The sequence below is a fragment of the uncultured Actinomyces sp. genome, from assembly GCF_963526355.1.
Classification (GTDB): domain Bacteria; phylum Actinomycetota; class Actinomycetes; order Actinomycetales; family Actinomycetaceae; genus Actinomyces.
This window is the reverse complement of sequence record NZ_CAUROW010000005.1, coordinates 1-17,221: the sequence shown is the minus strand read 5'-3', so window position 1 is coordinate 17,221 and position 17,221 is coordinate 1. Positions and strand designations below refer to the sequence as shown.

12 protein-coding genes are annotated in these 17,221 nt (G+C 62.2%); 4 read left to right on the top strand and 8 right to left on the bottom strand.

Annotated elements, in window-relative coordinates; all coding sequences use genetic code 11:
- Positions 1–1,244: 1,244 nt before the first annotated feature.
- Positions 1,245–2,018, top strand: coding sequence for a DUF6270 domain-containing protein (locus tag RWR81_RS02570; protein ID WP_314453948.1), 774 nt, complete (start codon positions 1,245–1,247; stop codon positions 2,016–2,018).
- Positions 2,019–2,154: 136 nt separating this feature from the next.
- Here RWR81_RS02570 and RWR81_RS02565 read toward each other — a convergent pair whose 3' ends face one another.
- The 4 genes from RWR81_RS02565 to RWR81_RS02550 all read right to left on the bottom strand — a co-directional run bounded on the left by RWR81_RS02565 (position 2,155) and on the right by RWR81_RS02550 (position 8,094).
- Positions 2,155–4,506 carry a hypothetical protein gene (locus tag RWR81_RS02565; RefSeq protein ID WP_314453945.1) on the bottom strand — a complete coding sequence of 784 codons (2,352 nt, stop codon included), beginning with the start codon at positions 4,504–4,506 and terminating at the stop codon, positions 2,155–2,157.
- A gap of 416 nt (positions 4,507–4,922) precedes the next feature.
- The gene (gene tagD, locus RWR81_RS02560) at positions 4,923–5,327 is read right to left on the bottom strand and encodes a glycerol-3-phosphate cytidylyltransferase (RefSeq protein WP_314453942.1); all 405 of its coding nucleotides are present in this window, start codon (positions 5,325–5,327) and stop codon (positions 4,923–4,925) included.
- Positions 5,328–5,789: 462 nt separating this feature from the next.
- Positions 5,790–6,965 carry a branched-chain amino acid aminotransferase gene (locus RWR81_RS02555; protein WP_314453939.1) on the bottom strand — a complete coding sequence of 392 codons (1,176 nt, stop codon included), beginning with the start codon at positions 6,963–6,965 and terminating at the stop codon, positions 5,790–5,792.
- A 76-nt stretch (positions 6,966–7,041) separates the two neighbouring features.
- Positions 7,042–8,094, bottom strand: coding sequence for a 3-isopropylmalate dehydrogenase (locus RWR81_RS02550; RefSeq protein ID WP_314453937.1), 1,053 nt, complete (start codon positions 8,092–8,094; stop codon positions 7,042–7,044).
- 124 nt (positions 8,095–8,218) lie between these two features.
- On the opposite strand from RWR81_RS02550, the gene RWR81_RS02545 reads away from it, so the two are divergent.
- Both RWR81_RS02545 and RWR81_RS02540 read left to right on the top strand, forming a co-directional pair.
- Positions 8,219–8,839: a TetR/AcrR family transcriptional regulator gene (locus RWR81_RS02545; protein ID WP_314453934.1), complete on the top strand. Its 621-nt coding sequence runs from the start codon at positions 8,219–8,221 to the stop codon at positions 8,837–8,839.
- Positions 8,836–10,086, top strand: coding sequence for an MFS transporter (locus tag RWR81_RS02540; protein ID WP_314453931.1), 1,251 nt, complete (start codon positions 8,836–8,838; stop codon positions 10,084–10,086). The genes RWR81_RS02545 and RWR81_RS02540 overlap by 4 nt, the downstream gene beginning before the upstream one ends.
- 89 nt (positions 10,087–10,175) lie before the next feature.
- Here RWR81_RS02540 and ilvC read toward each other — a convergent pair whose 3' ends face one another.
- Genes ilvC through RWR81_RS02525 form a run of 3 tightly spaced genes read right to left on the bottom strand, consistent with a single transcriptional unit; the run spans position 10,176 to position 13,519 of the window.
- Complete coding sequence (gene ilvC, locus RWR81_RS02535; protein WP_314453927.1) at positions 10,176–11,207, bottom strand: ketol-acid reductoisomerase; 1,032 nt, start codon at positions 11,205–11,207, stop codon at positions 10,176–10,178.
- A gap of 9 nt (positions 11,208–11,216) precedes the next feature.
- Positions 11,217–11,729, bottom strand: coding sequence for an acetolactate synthase small subunit (ilvN, locus tag RWR81_RS02530; RefSeq protein WP_003784785.1), 513 nt, complete (start codon positions 11,727–11,729; stop codon positions 11,217–11,219).
- A 5-nt stretch (positions 11,730–11,734) separates the two neighbouring features.
- On the bottom strand, positions 11,735–13,519 hold the full coding sequence (locus RWR81_RS02525) for an acetolactate synthase large subunit (RefSeq protein WP_314453924.1): 1,785 nt from the start codon (positions 13,517–13,519) through the stop codon (positions 11,735–11,737).
- Between the two features lie 351 nt (positions 13,520–13,870).
- Here RWR81_RS02525 and RWR81_RS02520 point away from each other — a divergent pair, with 351 nt between their 5' ends.
- Entirely contained in the window at positions 13,871–15,589 is a 1,719-nt protein-coding gene (locus RWR81_RS02520; protein WP_314454127.1) for a TrkA C-terminal domain-containing protein, read from the top strand.
- A 121-nt stretch (positions 15,590–15,710) separates the two neighbouring features.
- On the opposite strand, the gene RWR81_RS02515 is transcribed toward RWR81_RS02520, so the two are convergent.
- Positions 15,711–17,084: a threonine/serine exporter ThrE family protein gene (locus tag RWR81_RS02515; RefSeq protein ID WP_399497869.1), complete on the bottom strand. Its 1,374-nt coding sequence runs from the start codon at positions 17,082–17,084 to the stop codon at positions 15,711–15,713.
- Between the last annotated feature and the right edge of the window lie 137 nt (positions 17,085–17,221).

Sequence of the window (17,221 nt, the reverse complement as noted above, 5' to 3'; positions counted from 1 at the left end):
CTCACCTCGACGCAGGTCTCGCACAGCTGAGGCCATCATGTGACCGACCCTCCGCATTCCCTGATATCGCAACGATTACAAGGTATTTCAGCGTCGTCACAGCACGCCCCGAACATCACAGTCCGATTGCAGACCCTTTGATCATGACAGCGCTCGCCTTTCCGGACGTCCGACGCAACTACGGTTATGAGAAAGCGAATAGAAGAGGCCTTCCTACCGAGCCTCACTCATCTCGAATGTTTGGAGGTCGCCCGTGACCGCAGCACTCCTGCTCACAGCCTTCACGGGCCCCGTTCTCACACTCATCGGAACTTCACCCCCGGACCAGTACCGCCCCCTGCTCCCTCACCAGCTCCTCAGAAGCACACCGGGACATGATGCGACTGACTCGCTGACGTCAACTGAGAACGTTTATCAAAATACTCATGTCGAGACCTCGAACCCCCTGCCCTCTCACACCATCGATGAGAGTCGTTGCCGCAGTCCTCGCCAAGACGACGGCCATGCCCACAGCCATGGCTCTGACAGCAGACCACAGGTGCCTGCACGCAACAACAGAAGGCTCGGCGAGACATTCCGAGGATCCGACGCCACTGCCCCCGAGGGTCTCGCACACCGGCCGCCAGACCCTCTGGCGCAGCCGACTCTTCGTGCCATCGATGTCGGCACAGGCGGTCACGATGCGGACCAGGCGCCGACAAGATCTATCACGGACAGAGGCGGACCCCAGCACCCTACACATGCAGGAGACCACGTCGAGATCAGCGCCAGAGCGCACCGATACCACTTGTGCATGCCCGTCGATGCGCCCCTGGGACCCGCAAACCCTAGGAATACCCGAGCGCCGCTGCATGTGCGCTGAACGACATACCAGGAACTACGACGCGTCATGTTGCACATGGTTTCAGATGACCGACAGGTCCGCCAGTCAAGAGAATACAGGTTTGGACTCTGCGCGTTTTTCACCGTCACGGGAATAGAAGACCGATATTATCGTCATTCCCTTGGGATCAGATCAAGCGTCTCGTCACCCAAATATCAACCCCCGACAAATAGCGCCTGTAGCGCCAGGCAGACCGATACTTGCCTCTGCACTTTCCTCACCCAAGAATCGAACATCCCAATGAACACCCCAATCCCACTAATGACGCCACACATTGGTAGGAGTGGAAATTGACCGGGGTGCGCAGCATCCTTTCAATGGGACGCAATCCTTCTTATCAACACACTCAAGGAGTATAACAATGCGTGATACGGAAATGGCGATCAGGGGTCGAATCACAGTCTACGGCTCCCACGTCGCCAGAGATTCTGCCGCAGAATTGGAGAGGAGGGGCTGGACCGTTGAGCGTCATGTAGCCCGCCAGTCCCTCATTAGCGCAGGGAGACCGGCAGCCGCTGGTGACCTCGACCTTTCGGTACTGTCATCGCCTTTCGCTCGCCGTTCCTTCCTGTCCGACATGGTAGGTAATCTGGAGGCACAGTTGACAGCTATCGCCGCATGCACGGATCTTCTGCTGTGGGACCTTGGCGACGAGCGTCTCGGCGTCCTGGAGACGGCCCCCGCAGCCTTCCTAACCCGTTCGACGGAGGCCATGGCTGCAGGCCTCTACCAGAGAATCACCGCACGTCTCATTGAGATGGGGACAGCGGAGCACCTACATCTGTGGAGGCCCGCTCTTCTACATTTCAACGCTCTTCTGAACCGGCTCAGCCTGGCAGACAAGACAGTTCTAATCCATGCACCACGGATAACAAGGGCCTCCTCCAACCACTCGATGGCCCCAAACCGGGGAGGAACGATGCCGGAAGCCAACTGGGTGATGGCCCGCTACGTTGACCTTGTCCGTCAGGAGACCGACATACGGATCCTCCAGGTGCCCGACGAGCACATGCTCACCGACGACGCGGACCAACGGGACTCAGCTCCTCTCCAATACGTCGACGCCCTGCACACCTGGATGGCAGACGAGCTGGAGGCGACTCGCTCACTTCGCAGTCCCGCACCGTCGCCCTGAACCTCGTCCACGCCGTACGCTGACCCATCTCAAAGGCACCGGAAAGAACTTCCCACAGGCCGGGGTCAGAGTCGGGTGGTCAGGCCGAGGAGGCCGGCGCAGAACGCGAGCCAAAACGCCGTGGGCACTCCGGACGTCAGATCATGTGGCGCTGAAGCAACCTGGTCAGGCGAGCGCAGGCTTCGGCGTCGGCCAAGATGAGGTCCTCAGGGGCGACGAGACGACCGCAGACGACGTCGTCGACCACCTGACATACCTGTGAGGAGGTGGCAGCGCAGACGGCGCCGATGGCCTTGTGCCGAGCGCGGTAGCGGTCCGTATCCGGCCGGTCGTAGGGGTCCCAGACGACACCGACGCAGCCGGCGACCATCCCCTCGTCAAGAACGGAGGATCGGTCGGAGACGACAGCCCAGGACCTGGAGATCACCTCAGGAAGTTCACGACCCGTGGTCACCGGAACTCCTAAGGCCTTGAACCATTCGGGAGCGACCAATGCGAGCTTGGGGTGGGCGAAGAGGACAGGATGGTGGCCGATCCCGACCAGGTCTGAGGCCAGCTCGAGCCAGCGCCGATAGAAGTCGCTAAGAGACCCGACGACGTCTGAAGTGGTGTCCAACGCACGTAAGATCTCCGGGGCCAAGGAGGGCGCAAGTAGAACGCGGTCGCGGTCGCGTCCCAAGAAGCCGTAGAGGCGATCGTGCCGGGGGAAGCCGGTGCGCCAGGTCTCTCTGTCGGTAAGAGTGTAGGAGGTACCGTCCGCAGTGAACCCGAACTGTTCGGGAACAGTGGCACAAACCACGACATCCAGGCGAATACCGTTGAGCCAGCGCCACATGTCACGCATGGTCACGCCGTTCTGAAGAAGGACGACGCGTTGGTCGGCATTGGTTCCCTCCTCGGTGAGCCGGTGCTCGATAAGAGGATCACCGGCATCGGACAGGAGAATGGTCTCGGCACCGCTCCAGGCGGCATCGAAACCCGGTCCGCTGGGGTCGATAAGGATGAAGCCTTCCCTCGCGAGCCGGTCCCAGTCCGGGGATGAGCGTTTCATGACGAAGATGTGCCGGACGCTGGGCGCATGGGTGCGGGCATAGCGGTACAGAGGTTCAGCATTGTCGCCAGCGCTATCGTGTCGATCCATGTAGAGCCAGGTACGGGGCCAGTCGGTCGGAGACGAGGGTGTATAGGGCGAAGGCGCATTGACCTGCTGCACCTGGAGAGCCGGACTTCCACGGCTGAGGAGTCGAGCCAGACGCTGCCACAGTCCTGGCGACGCTGAAATGTCGTGGCGTCGGCCGGGCATCGTCTCAGGTGGCTCGGGGCTGACCCTGTAAGGGGTCACCGCAAGCTCCTGGCCGTTGATGACGGCGGCGATCTCTCCCTTGGGCAACCAGACGATGCGCTCATGGAGTACTACCTCGTCGAAGTAGCAGTGGTCAACTGTCTTACTACTGGTGGGAGTGACCCAAGCGTCGTTGACCTTCCACTGCTCCTTGGGAATAGCCCCGGTGTGGAAGTAGGTGGCTTTCTGGTCGCAGCGGAACCTGCGGGCCAAAGGCAGGATCGGTGCCGGCATAGCACCGCCCGCCATAGCGACCAGGGCAGTGCGGTGCTCCACGGCCAGTGGCGTCGAGCAGTACGCCTCAATCTGATCGGAGGGGATGCGCTGGGTGACAGTGCGCAGAAGACGCGCAACCTCGGCACGCTCGGCAGCAGTCAACTGCGCTGAGGGGTAGTACAGCCCCCGGTCGGCCTCAAGCACCTGGATCAGGCGGTGGATGACAAGCTGGTAGATCCAGGCGGGGGGTGGATTGTCGGCCTGCAGCCACGCCGGTAAAAGCGTCCCCAGCAGGTGGCGGTAGTGCGTGATATCCCCCCACGTCCCAGGGGTCTGCGGGGCAGGCCGGATGACGGCGGGGCCGTCGTGGAGGCCGAGGCGGTTGCCTGTAGCAATGATATGGGCAATAAGTCCGTTCAGGCCGACGTTCTCGCCATCCCTGTTGACGCTGTCGATGTCGTCGGCACCGCGGAGAGATCCTGTTCCACCCCAACTGCCCCAATCCGGTAGGCCTCGACCCGGGACGGTAAGTACCACGCCACTGATGGTGTCGGGGAAGATATGGGGCTCGGCGGTCAGGTCTACACTGCGGCGGCTGTGATTGAAACGCCACCGGAGGCGGTCATTCTTGGTTCCGTCGGAACGGACGTCCATGGTCGGGGTGAGAAGGGTACCAACGACGTCGCTTTCACCGCGGCGAGCCAGCGAGGCGAGGTAGCCGGGCTCGACCCGGTCACCTGCCTTCAGAAAAAGGATCTGGCTTCCAGCCGGCAAGGACATGAGGACACGGGCAACGTCCGCCGGATCAGGGCAACTGATAGGGACGATCTCGGTTTCAGGTAGGTCCTGGTGCAGACTGTCGAGCGTATCCTGGCCACCTGCGGAACCGATGATGACGACGTGAGTGGTCTCGGTGCTGCGGATGTTCATAAGATGGGTATCTCCATTTCGTGAGGCAGTCCCCATGACTAATGGTGGACGTCGCCAGTACTTCTGTGTTGGAGATGTCCCAGGTGTGTCTAGATACCGCTCCCCGGCAGCGGAGGATCCTGGCGTCCACAGTCAAGACGTGGCCACAGCTACGCGACGACCGTCCTCCGGGACGGCGATGTACATCCAACTAGGCTGCCAGAACGGCCTCAGGGGCGGGAGACGGACGAACGACTGGCGCCAAATCCGGTTGACGACCCCCATGGCCGGCCTCCTATAGAGAATCTGCTGAAAGAGGATGGGTACGATCGACATGGGCAAACACAAGTTTTCTGTTGCGCCTACAAATATCCCTTCAGCCCTTCACCCCCGGAGCCCATAATCACCTTGCCCCACCGTTCCGTTTCGCCCCCACCTCAAGGAACCCTTTTAACGCTGCCGATATAGTTTTTAATCCGCATCGTAGAAACCTCAGGAGTGCGGGGAAGGTAAACGATCTCACACAGCCCCTTGAGCTGATCATCGAATTCACCACTCCAATCGTCTCCCATGACGAAGATATCGATGCCATACTTGGAAATATCTCCAACTTTCTGTTCCCAGGTCAACTCGGGCACCACGAGATCAACATATTTAACAGCCTCAAGCATCGCCTTGCGCTCATTGTAGGAGAAGTATGCTTGTTTTCCTTTTCCAGCATTGAACTCATCACTGGAGAGCGCCACCACAAGAAAGTCACCAAGCGCCCGAGCGCGCTTCAGTAATGCAATATGACCATAGTGAAGCAAATCATATGTACCATAAGTGATAACACGCTTCATCGGGACACTTCCTGGCTGGACATTCAAGGGCCGCCCACATGATGACGTACCAAGCAAACTCCATTAGTATCACCCGACTATCAGCCAATTTCGATGGATTCGCTGAACCGATGCCATACTGATATATGACCGCAACATATTTCCCCTCCCTCACCGCACGGCCACCACAGGCCCGCCATCACACCCCAGCGACCGCCTAGACGTCGACAGGCACTCTAGCTCCACAGCGAGCAGGAGACCGCAGGACGATAAAGGCCTGTGGCGGCACAGAAAGACAGCTTCCGAAGGCGCCAGGCAAAACCTCTCGATTGGGGCGCCATATCAGATGTGGAGCATGATGGCGGACTGGACACCGCCAAAGGCCCCCGCTACAGAAGCCGATACGGCCGACCATGGCCTTGATGTCACTGCTGCGGACGTAGCCTTCACCAACGCAACCGGAAGAAGGCACATCCGTTTGCTTTAGGAACGAGGCGACACAAGCTGGTACATCCATCCGTATGGGTCCTCGGCGCGGCCCGCCTGAATGGAAGTGAGTCGGTCATGGATGTGCCGAGTGACTTCATTGCCCTCGATACGGACATCGAACCCCTCCCCTTTGAGACGACCCAGAGGAACAACGACAGCGGCGGTACCACAGGCGAAGATCTCGGAAACGCAGCCCGACTCGATGCCTGCGAGCAGTTCGGCCAGGCTGATGGTGTCCTCAATGACCGTCCGACCGGAGTCACGCAGCATGCGGATGATGGCGCTGCGGGTGGAGCCCTCGAGAATCGTGCCGGTCAGACGCGGGGTGCGCACCGTCCCGTCGGCGTCAACCACCATGATGTTCATGCCGCCGAGCTCTTCGAGATTCTCCTGCAAGACATCGTCAAGAAAGCAGACCTGATCACAACCTTGTGCATAGGCCTCCCGCTGAGGAAGCAAGGAGGAGGCGTAGTTACCCCCGGTCTTGGCCGCACCCGTGCCTCCACGGCCGGCACGGTGGTATTCAGTGGAGACCCAGATGGAGATGGGCTCGAGGCCATTGGAGAAGTAGGAGCCCGAGGGCGAGGCGATGACGTAGTAGTCAACGATCTTCGAAGGGCGCACCCCCAGGAAGGCCTCAGAGGCGAAGGCGAAGGGACGTAGATAGAGTGACTCCCCCTGCCCTGAGGGCACCCAGGCAACATCGGCACGCACCAGATCCACCAGGGAGGCGACAAAATCCTCCTCTACCAACCCAGGCAAAGCCATACGTCGGGCTGAGGCGTTGAAACGGGCCGCATTGTAACGGGGTCGAAAGGTCCACACCGAGCCGTCATCGTGCCGGTAGGCCTTGATGCCCTCGAAGATCTCCTGGCCGTAGTGGAGTACGGCGGTCGCCGGGGACAGGCTGAGGTTGCCATAAGGGACAACGCCATAGTCACCCCACCCCTCAGCCTCAGTCCAGCGAGCGTGGGCCATATGGTCGGTGAAGTAGTCACCAAAGTGGAGGTTAGCCAGGACCACCGCACGCTCATCCTCAGCGACGGGCGACGGGTTGGCGGTCAGCGGGAAACGACCGGCGATCGCATCGGCCTCAGGCACGGGAACCTCTGCGGCGCGCGCCAAGGATGTGGATGCGAAGTCGTTCGAGGTGGCGTCTGTCTCGGGCATGGCCCCACCCTACCGCCGAGACCACTGTTCGGACACATCCTTCCCATATTCTGACTTGCGAACAGGCAGCCCCGGCTCAGCCTCTTGCCGCCACGGCCGCAGCAATGGCATCACCGATCTGACCGGTGGAGCGCTTCAGCCCCCGAGCACGGGCGACCATATCGGCTTTGACGCCGGCCTCCACCCGCAAGGCCGCATCGGGAAGTCCCAGGTGATCGAGCATGAGGGCCACGGCGCCGATGGTGGCGGTCGGGTCAGCCTTACCCTGCCCGGCAATGTCCGGAGCCGAGCCGTGGACGGGTTCAAACATGGAGGGGAAGACTCCCTCGGGGTTGATGTTGCCCGACGCAGACAGCCCGATGCCGCCGGTGATCGCACCGGCCTCATCGGTGAGAATGTCACCGAAGAGGTTATCGGTGACGATGACGTCGAAGCGGCCAGGGTCGGTCACCATGTAGATGGTGGCGGCATCCACATGACAATAGTCAACGACAACCTCGGGATACTCGGCAGCAACTGTCTCAACGGTGCGTCGCCACAAATCCCCGGCATAGACGAGCACATTGTGCTTGTGGACAAGCGTGAGGTGCTTGGCCGCCCTGACCTGCGCCTTGGCGAAGGCATACCGAACCAGGCGCTCCACCCCGTAGGCCGTGTTGACACTGACCTCAGTGGCGATCTCGTGCACCGTCCCCTGCCGCACGACTCCGCCGTTTCCGCAGTACAGACCTTCAGTCCCCTCCCGCACCACGAGAAAATCGATATCGCCGGGATCGACCAGCGGTGTCGGTACTCCCGGATAGTGAACCGAGGGACGCAGATTGACGTAGTGGTCCAGAGCGAAGCGCAGACGCAGTAGCAGGCCACGCTCAAGGACTCCTGAGGGAACGGACGGATCACCGACAGCACCCAGCAGGATGGCGTCGTGAGCCTTGATGGCCTCAAGGTCCTCATCAGTGAGAGTCTGCCCGGTTCGACGCCAGCGCTCAGCACCCAGGTCGAAGATAGTTGACCGAACCGAAACTCCAGTACCCTCCAGCGCCCGGTCGAGAACCTTGAGCCCCTCAGGGACAACCTCTTTGCCGATGCCGTCACCCGGGATCACTGCCAGTTTGATGGTCTGCCTCATGAGATCACCTTAAGACATGATCATAATACGAGATATTACGTCCACATTATGAAAAGAGAGGTGAGTTCGCGTTTCGACCGACGGTCGGTTAGTCTTGTCCCAGCAAGTACATCAAGGAGGAGCCATGCCACGCACCCACCGTTCCGCTGCTCAACGTCGCGAGGAGATCCTCAACGCCGCACACACCCTGTTCACCACCAAGGGATTCCAGCCCACCACCATGGAGGACATCCTGGGGGTCGTGGGCATCGCTAAGGGGACGCTCTACTACCACTTCCCCAGCAAGGAAAAGATCCTCGAGGCCCTCGTCCTGCGCACCATAGGCCGGGTGGAGCGGCGTGCCCGTGAACTCGCCGCGTCATCGGCTCCGGCAGTGGACAAACTCAAGGCGATCATGGCCGCGATGCAGGTCGAGGGCACCGAGTCCGAGCTCATTGAGCAGTTCCACGCCCCCGGCAATGCCGAGCTCCACCTGCTATCCATCACTGAGATGATCAAACATCTGACGCCGATCATCGCCGACGTCATCATCCAAGGGGTGGATGAGGGAACTTTCAGTACAGATAGACCCCATGACGCTGTCGAACTACTTCTGAGCGCCTCCGGAATCCTCTTGGACCACGAGATCATGGAGCCCAGCCAGGCTGATCTCGCCCGCCGGACTCAGAGCATCATCTGGGCGAGCGAGCTGCTTCTGGGAGCCCGTCCCGGCATTTTGTCCCCCATGCCGGAGGCAGACCTATGAGACGCGTCGGGCTGCTTGTTCTAGGATCATTCATCAACTCGTTGGGCACAGGCCTGACCGCCTTCGGGTTGGCTATCGTCATGCTGCGCACCTACGGAACGGCATCATCAGTATCCGTCGTCCAGATGAGCTCCTTCGCCCCCATCGTGCTTCTGGCCCCTCTGGCCGGCATCCTGGCAGATCGTTATGACCGCCGCCTCATGATGATCATTGGCGATACAGGTTCGGTGCTAGGGCTCGGCATTATCCTTATTGCCCTGTACTCGCCCCGTCCATCGCTGGCCTGGGTCTGCGCCGGTGCCGTCGTCTCCTCGTGCCTGGCCGCCCTCACCGAACCCGCGCTGAAGGCCAGCGTCACGGACCTGGTGACCGAGGAGGACTATGTACGTGCCTCAGGGCTCCTCCAGCTGGCCTCGGCGGCCAAGTACCTGTTAGCCCCCGCCGCAGCAGGGTTCCTCATGCCCATCATCAGCGCGAGGGGGCTCGTCCTGCTCGACGCCAGCACCTGTATCGTCACTGTGCTCTGCACGATCACCGTACGCCGGGCCCTGACCGCGGAGGCACCGCAGCATACCGCCGTCCAGCTAGGTGATGACCACGACGTCATGGCCGGATGGCGGACCATCATGTCCTCACCCGGTCTACGCACCCTTGTGACCCTCATGACTCTAGCCACCCTGGCCATCGGAGTTATGCAGGTACTCATCAAGCCGATCCTGCTTCCCATCGCGAGCACCTCGATGGTGGGCGTATTCGAGACAGTGGCGGCAACCGGCCTGCTCGTGGGAGCAGCACTGGTGACCGTCCGGAAGAATGCTCAGCCGACGACGCTGCTGGCCGCAGGGCTGGCCGGCACCGGCGCCGCAATGGTGCTGGTCCCCCTGGGGCCGGGCGCCTGGTGGGTAAGTGCATGCGGATTCCTCACCTTCGCGAGCCTGCCCCTGTCCCAGGCCGGGGCGGAGGTCCTGGTCCGCACCCGCGTCGACAATGCCCGGCAGGCACGCACCTGGGGAACCATCAGCCTGGTGACCCAGATGGGGTACCTGGTGGCCTATCCCTGCTCGGGAGTGCTGGTCGATCGGGTTCTTCAACCCCTGTTGGAGCCGGGGCAGATGCTATACACCAGTATCGGAGCAGTTGTCGGTACCGGTGCGGGACGCGGCGCCGCGCTACTCGTCGGACTCATGGGCGTGGTTATGGCCCTGGTGGCCCTCAGTGTCCATGTTCGACGCCATAGGCTCACCTAAAGTCAGGCAAGCATTGTAGAGACGACAGAGCAACACGGTGCCCCCGATGATCTGAGTCGAGTCATCAGGGGCACCGCTTCTAGACAACCTCAGCGGGCCACAGAGCCCTCGGTGTAATCCGCGTCAACATCGGCACGCCAGGCGAACATGGAACGCACCTCACGGCCGGTGGCCTCGATGGGGTGTGCCTCGCCCTCGGCGCGGAGCTTCTTGAACTCTGGGGCGCCGGCGGCCTGGTCGTCCATGAAGCGCTTGGCGAAGGTCCCGTCCTGAATGTCGGCGAGGACCTCCTTCATGTGGTCCTTGACCTCGGGCGTGATGACGCGCGGACCGGAGACGTAGTCACCGTACTCGGCGGTGTCGGAGCAGGACCAGCGCTGCTTGGAGATGCCGCCCTCGTTGATGAGGTCGACGATGAGCTTCATCTCGTGGCAGACCTCGAAGTAGGCCATCTCGGGCTGGTAGCCGGCCTCGACCAGGGTCTCGAAGCCGTACTGGATGAGCTTGGAGACGCCACCGCACAGGACGGTCTGCTCGCCGAAGAGGTCGGTCTCGGTCTCCTCGCGGAAGGTGGTCTTGATGGCACCAGCGCGCGTACCGCCGATGGCCCTGGCGTAGGACAGCACAAGGTCCCAGGCGGTGCCGGTGGCGTCCTGCTCCACGCAGACGAGCACGGGAACACCCCGGCCGGCCTCGAACTCACGACGCACCGTGTGGCCGGGGCCCTTGGGAGCCACCATGACGACGTCAATGTCCGCGGTCGGCTTGATGTAGTCGAAGTGGATGTTGAAGCCGTGGGAGAACAGCAGGGCGGAGCCGGCCTTGATGTTCGGCTCGATCTCCTCGCGGTAGAGGGCGGCCTGCACCTGGTCAGGGGCCAGGACGGTGATGACGTCGGCCCAGGCGACCGCCTCGGCGATCGGCTTGACGGGCAGGCCCACTTCCTCGGCCTTGGCCACGGAGGAGGAGCCCTCGCGCAGGCCGACGACGACCTCCACGCCGGAGTCGCGCAGGTTCAGAGCGTGAGCGTGCCCCTGGGAACCGTAGCCGATGACGGCGACCTTCTTGGACTGGATGACGGACAGGTCGGCGTCGTCGTCGTAGAACTTCTCAGCTGCCATGATTGCTTCTCACTTCTCCTTGAGTTGATCGGTGATGGATCGTGGGCCGCGCGTGATCGCCACGGCACCGGACTGGACAATCTCTTTAACGCCGTACGGCTGGAGAGCCGTCAGCAGAGCCTTGACCTTGGATTCTGAGCCGATGGTCTCGATGACCACCGACGTCGGGGCGACGTCGACGACATGGGCGCGGAACAGGTCGACGACCTGGAGCACCGCGGTGCGGTTGGCATCATCCGCGTGCACCTTGATGAGGTAAAGCTCGCGCTCGACAGAGGTGTCGGGATCCAGCTCGACGATTTTAAGAACGTTGACCAGCTTATTGAGCTGCTTAGTGACCTGTTCCATGGCCAGGCCCTCGGCGTCGGCAATCACCGTGATGCGTGAGATGTCCTCGTGCTCAGTGGGGCCGACGGCCAGGGAGTGGATGTTGAAGCCCCGACGTGTGAACAGCGCCGACACCCGGGTCAAGACGCCTGGCTTGTTCTCCACCAGGACGGACAGTGTGTGCTTCTCGCTCACGGCGCTCACTCCTCTTCCCACACCGGGCTCATGCCGCGGGCGTGCTGGATCTCGTCATTGGAAACCCCGGCGGCGACCATGGGCCACACCTGGGCGTCCGCGGAGACGATGAAGTCGACGACAACGGGGCGGTCGTTGATGGCATTGGCCTGCGCGATGACGTCGTCCAGGTCCTCCAGGCGCTCACACCGCAGCCCGACTGCCCCGTAGGCCTCGGCCATCTTGACGAAGTCGGGAACTCGCTTCGTTCCGGCCCCGGTATGCAGGTCGGTGTTGGAGTAGCGCTGCCCGTAGAACAGGGTCTGCCACTGCCGCACCATTCCCAAAGAGGAGTTGTTGATGACAGCGACCTTGATGGGAATGCTGTTGAGGGTACAGGTGGCCAGCTCCTGGTTGGTCATCTGGAAGCAGCCATCCCCGTCAATGAGCCACACCGGGCGGTCGGGGCAGGCCTCCTTGGCACCCATGGCGGCGGGCAGGCCGTACCCCATGGTGCCGGCACCGGCGGAGGTGAGCCAGGAGTGGGGGCGATGAAAAGTGAGGTAGTGCGCCGACCACATCTGGTGCTGCCCCACACCCGTGACCCAGATGGTGTCCTCGGATGCGGCCCGGTTGAGGTGCGTAATAACCTCCTGAGGCTGGAGCAGTCCGTCGTCGGTGTCGGTCCAGTCCGTTGGGTAGGTGACCTGGATGCGCTCGACCTCGCGCCGCCACGGGGTGATGTCCACTCGCCCCTCAGCGCAGACGTGGTCACGGAATTCAGCACTCAGGGCGGGGACGACGTCGGTCAGATCACCGACGATCGGGACGTCGGCGGCGCGTATCTTGGAGATCTCGGCCGGGTCGACGTCGACGTGGATGATCGAGGCCTTCGTGGCGAAGGTATCTGGCCTACCGGTGACCCGGTCATCGAAGCGGGCCCCAAGGCAGACGATGACATCGGCCCGCTGTAGGGCTCCGACAGCGGCGACGGTTCCGTGCATTCCGGGCATTCGCAGGTTGAGTGGATGCTCACTGGGCATGACGTCCAGCGCGGTCAACGTGGTGACGAATGGCGCCCCAATGAGATCGATGAGCTCGGCCAGATCATCGGAGGGCACCTGTGCACGGTTCAGGCCACCGCCGAGGTAGAGGACGGGACGATCGGCGGCCGCGATCACCTCGGCGGCCTGAGCCAGGCGCCGCTGATTGGGTTTGCCGGGCAGACGGTAGCCGGGCAGGTCCCGGACCGGGGGCCATACGAACTCAGTGGGCCCCTCCTGGGCGTCCTTGGAGATGTCGATGAGGACAGGTCCGGGGCGCCCGGTCGAGGCCATATGGAAGGCCTCAGCCACACGCGGAACGATGTCCTCGGGACGGGTGATGAGGAAGGAGTGCTTGACGAAGGGCATCGTGGCACCGACGATGTCAGCCTCCTGGAAGGCATCCGTCCCGATTCCACGACTTCCGACCTGGCCGGTGATGGCCAACATCGGCACCGAGTCCATGTGTGCGTCGGCGATGGCGGTGATGAGGTTGGTAGCCCCGGGGCCGGATGTCGCCACGCAGACTCCGGGCCGGCCTGAGACCATGGCATAGCCCTCGGCGGCGTGACCGGCACCCTGCTCGTGGCGCACCAGAACGTGCCTGATCCTCGCCGAGGCGAGCAGTGGGTCGTAGAAGGGCAGAATGGCACCGCCCGGCATCCCGAAGATGTCGGTGACACCAAGCTCTTCCAGCGCGCGCACCAGAGCCTGGGCGCCTGTCATGACCTGTTGGCCCTGACGTGCGGGAGCGTCATCGCGGGTCATCGCTCGCTCTCCTTCTCCGTGCTTACCGCCCGGCGACCTGCCGGGTAATGAACGTTAGATCAGTGTTAACAGAGAGTCATATCGAGACGCCCGTTGTCTCATATCGTGGAATCACGGCCGCGGTGGGGTCGCCCGCGACCCGCCACACCCCGCCCTTTCCAAGAGCGTCCCCAACCGACGAGTGCCGGACCTTGGTACGCCATAAGCTCCGCCAGAAATGACACAATAACCCTGTTTCATGACAAACATCCGCCGCATTACTGTCTGCGGCGAGACGGAAGGCGGCACAGCGACGTGGTCATCACTGTCCTGCACTATCTGTTAGACAACCCGGTCGTCATCGTGCTCCTCATGGCTGGCGCCGGACTGCTGCTCTGGCGCGCCAGGCGCAGGAGCATACGCGTCCCGGCGACGATCCTCCTAGCCGCCAGCACCGCTCTCCTGGGCTGGAAGGTGGCGCACGCCAATATCCTGCACCACTTGTCCGAGAACGTGGTCCTCGTTCTTTTCCTCCTGGTCGGCACCGGGATGCTGTTGGGACATGTCAAGATCAAGGGAGTGAGCCTCGGGGCTGCGGCGGTACTGTTCTGCGGCATCGCAGTGGCGGCCTGGGGAACGTCTGCCGCAACGCCGATCGAGGTTCCCCGAGAACTGGGAACACTGGGGCTGGCGATCTTCACCTTCGCCATCGGAATCCAGTCCGGGCCGAACTTCTTTCACGTCATCCGAACCGCCGGTGGTCCGTTGGTCATCCTCCTGGGCGTCCTGAGCGTGGCGACCCTAGCAGCCGTGGGGGTAGGACGTCTCCTCGGCCTCAAGGCATCGATGATCGCCGGCGCTTTCGCCGGTGCTGTTACTAATACTCCTGCGCTGGCGGCGGCCGGTAACGCCGCCGCCATGGCTGGTGACAAGGCCGGACCGGGAGACGCCACCGTGGCCTATGCCGTCACCTACCTCTACGGTGTCATCGGCATGCTGTTCTTCTGCCTGCTGGCACTGCGTTACCGGCGCAGTGACAAGGACACCCCTTCTCCGCTCATCAACCGCACTATCCGGGTGGAGCGCGAGGACGGCCCGCTCCTTGGCAACATTGTCGAGACCATCTCGGGGCAGCTGCGATTCTCTCGCCTGCGTCGGGGCGAGAAAGGTCCAATCACCCGACCGACGAACGACGACCGACTGTACAAGGACGATCTCATCACCGTCGTCGGCACCCAGGACGCCGTCAACCAGGCGATCAAGGCGGTGGGCCACGGCTCCTCGCACTCACTCATTGAAGACCGCAAGTACCTCGACTTCCGCCGTATCACGGTCTCGGACCCGAAGCTGGCCGGCCGCACCATCGGTGACCTCGACATCGACCACCGTTTCGGGGCAACGATCTCGCGGGTACGCCGCGGCGACGTCGACATGGTGGGCACCCCGGATCTGGTGCTGCAGCAGGGAGACCGGGTTCGCGTGGTCGGCCCGACCGGACGTATGAAGGAGATCTCAACCTACTTCGGTGACTCGTCACGAGGGCTGTCCTCCATCAATCCAGTGGCGCTGGGCCTGGGGATGGCACTGGGCATCTTCATCGGCGAGTGGAAGTTCCTCACGCCCACCGGCGCGACCTTCTCCATTGGATCCGCCGCCGGAACGCTCCTGGTCGGGCTCATCTTCGGTCGCATCGGACGCATCGGAAAGTTTGTGACAGCCATGCCCTTCACTGCCACGGCGGTGCTCTCGGAATTCGGACTTCTGGTTTTCCTGGCCCAGGCGGGCACCAAGGCGGGTGGCGAGATCGCGCACGCATTCACCGGAGGTGACTGGTGGAAGATCTTCGTGACCGGCTTCGTCGTCACCACCATTGTGGGCCTGGCGATTTACGCCTCCATGCGCTGGGTGGTCAAGATGGGCGGCACCCGTCTGTCCGGCCTCATCGGCGGTGTTCAGACGCAGCCGGCAATTCTGGCCTTCGCCAATGAGCGCACCGGCGCCGACCCGCGAGTCGCCCTGGGTTACGCGATGGTCTATCCCGTGGCGATGATCGTCAAGATCTTCATCGCCCAGGTCCTGGGCGGACTCTGAGCCCTACGTCCTACTGTACTGAGAGCATCACCTGGCACTCGACCCATCTGCAACAGTGGCCCGCCACTGATATGAAGCGGTGGGCCACTCTCGCATCAGTTGAGCACTGCAAGGCCCGGCGTCAGCCCTCCAAGGACTGCGATGCGGCCTCGGCACGGTCGCAAGGAAGCGTCATGTGCTTGGAGGTGGCCACATCATGGCGCCAGTTATGGTCGGTAATAATGCGAGCCAGGGCGAGGCCGACACCAATGGCCGTGATGACGAAGAAGACCTCAGCCAGATTCGTGGCCGCGTCACCGACGTCGACGCCCTTGTCCACCGATAGCGTGTTGAGTGCAGAAATCGCCCGGTAAAAGGGAACCCCGGGAATCATGATGACGACGGCGGGTACGGAGAGCGCCACCCTGGACAGGGATGCACGGGAAACAAAGAGCTGGGCCAGCAGACCAATCGTCACCGCGGCCAGCCCCACAGCGAGCTGCCACGGGACATGGAAGACGTCGATGAGAAGCAGCCTTCCCGTGTTGGCAAGAGCCCCAACCACCGCGGCCAACGCACTGGCCTTAACGCCTGCATTGAACAGCATGGCGAACCCGTAGGCGGCGATGAAGGAGCAGAAGCATCGCAAAACGTAGAGAAGAGGACCGTCGAGAGCGGCGCCACTAGCCGCAGCAACGTCCCAGCGGAAGATGAAGGTCACGGTCCAAACAGCAACACCCGCCGCCGCCATGACCATGAGGACGTAAGCACTGCGCGACAGAGCCGAGGAGAAGTCCTGTCGAAACAGATCGAGCATCGCCGTCACCATGGGAAAGCCGGGAATGAGAAACAAGATGGCGGAAATGATGCCGCCCTGATGGTTTCCTGTCACCACACCTGCAGTGTTCAGCGCCGTCACGATTCCCATATAAGTGCCGGAGGCAGCGACGCCGCAGACAAGCCAGGTGAAGAAGTGCTGGTAGTGACGCTCAAGCATCTGCCGGCGAATGAACTGGCCCAGACATGCGGACACAAGCACCGTCAGACACTCGACCCATCCGCCCTTGTTGAGAAAGCAGAATCCTGCGCAGGCCACGCCGGAGGCCGCCGCGTTGGCGAAGGCGTTGTAGCGAGCGTGCATTTTCTCGACCTGCTCAAGCTTGGCCTCGAGGTGCTCAACGGTCTCGTGCGCTCGCAGATCGTGGACGATCCTGCGAAGCGCCTCCAAACGGCCAACATTGACGCCCACCCGACGCACCTCGCAGGCCTCAGTGCGAAAACGGCTACCGACGTACGAGGACGTGACGATCTCGGTCATTGTGACTGTGGCCTCGTGACGGTCCAGTCCGACGGCGGACGCCGCTCTGGCCATCGAGGACTTAATGCGGTAAGAACCAGCACCTGCGGCCAGCATGAGACGACCAAGATGCAGCACGACGTCTGACTGCTGCATCAGCCGGTCGGCATCGAGGCTCTGCAATGAGGTAGAGGTAGGAGGTAGGTCGGTGTCATTCACAGTGACAATGGTGCACCGTGACATGCCCCTGTGTCAGATCGAGCGCTCACTCACCGTGCCATCTACCTTGGGTGGTGTTTGGGTGTGGGGCCCATGAGATTGTGTTGTTCTCATGGGCCCCACAGTGGTGTGTGCTC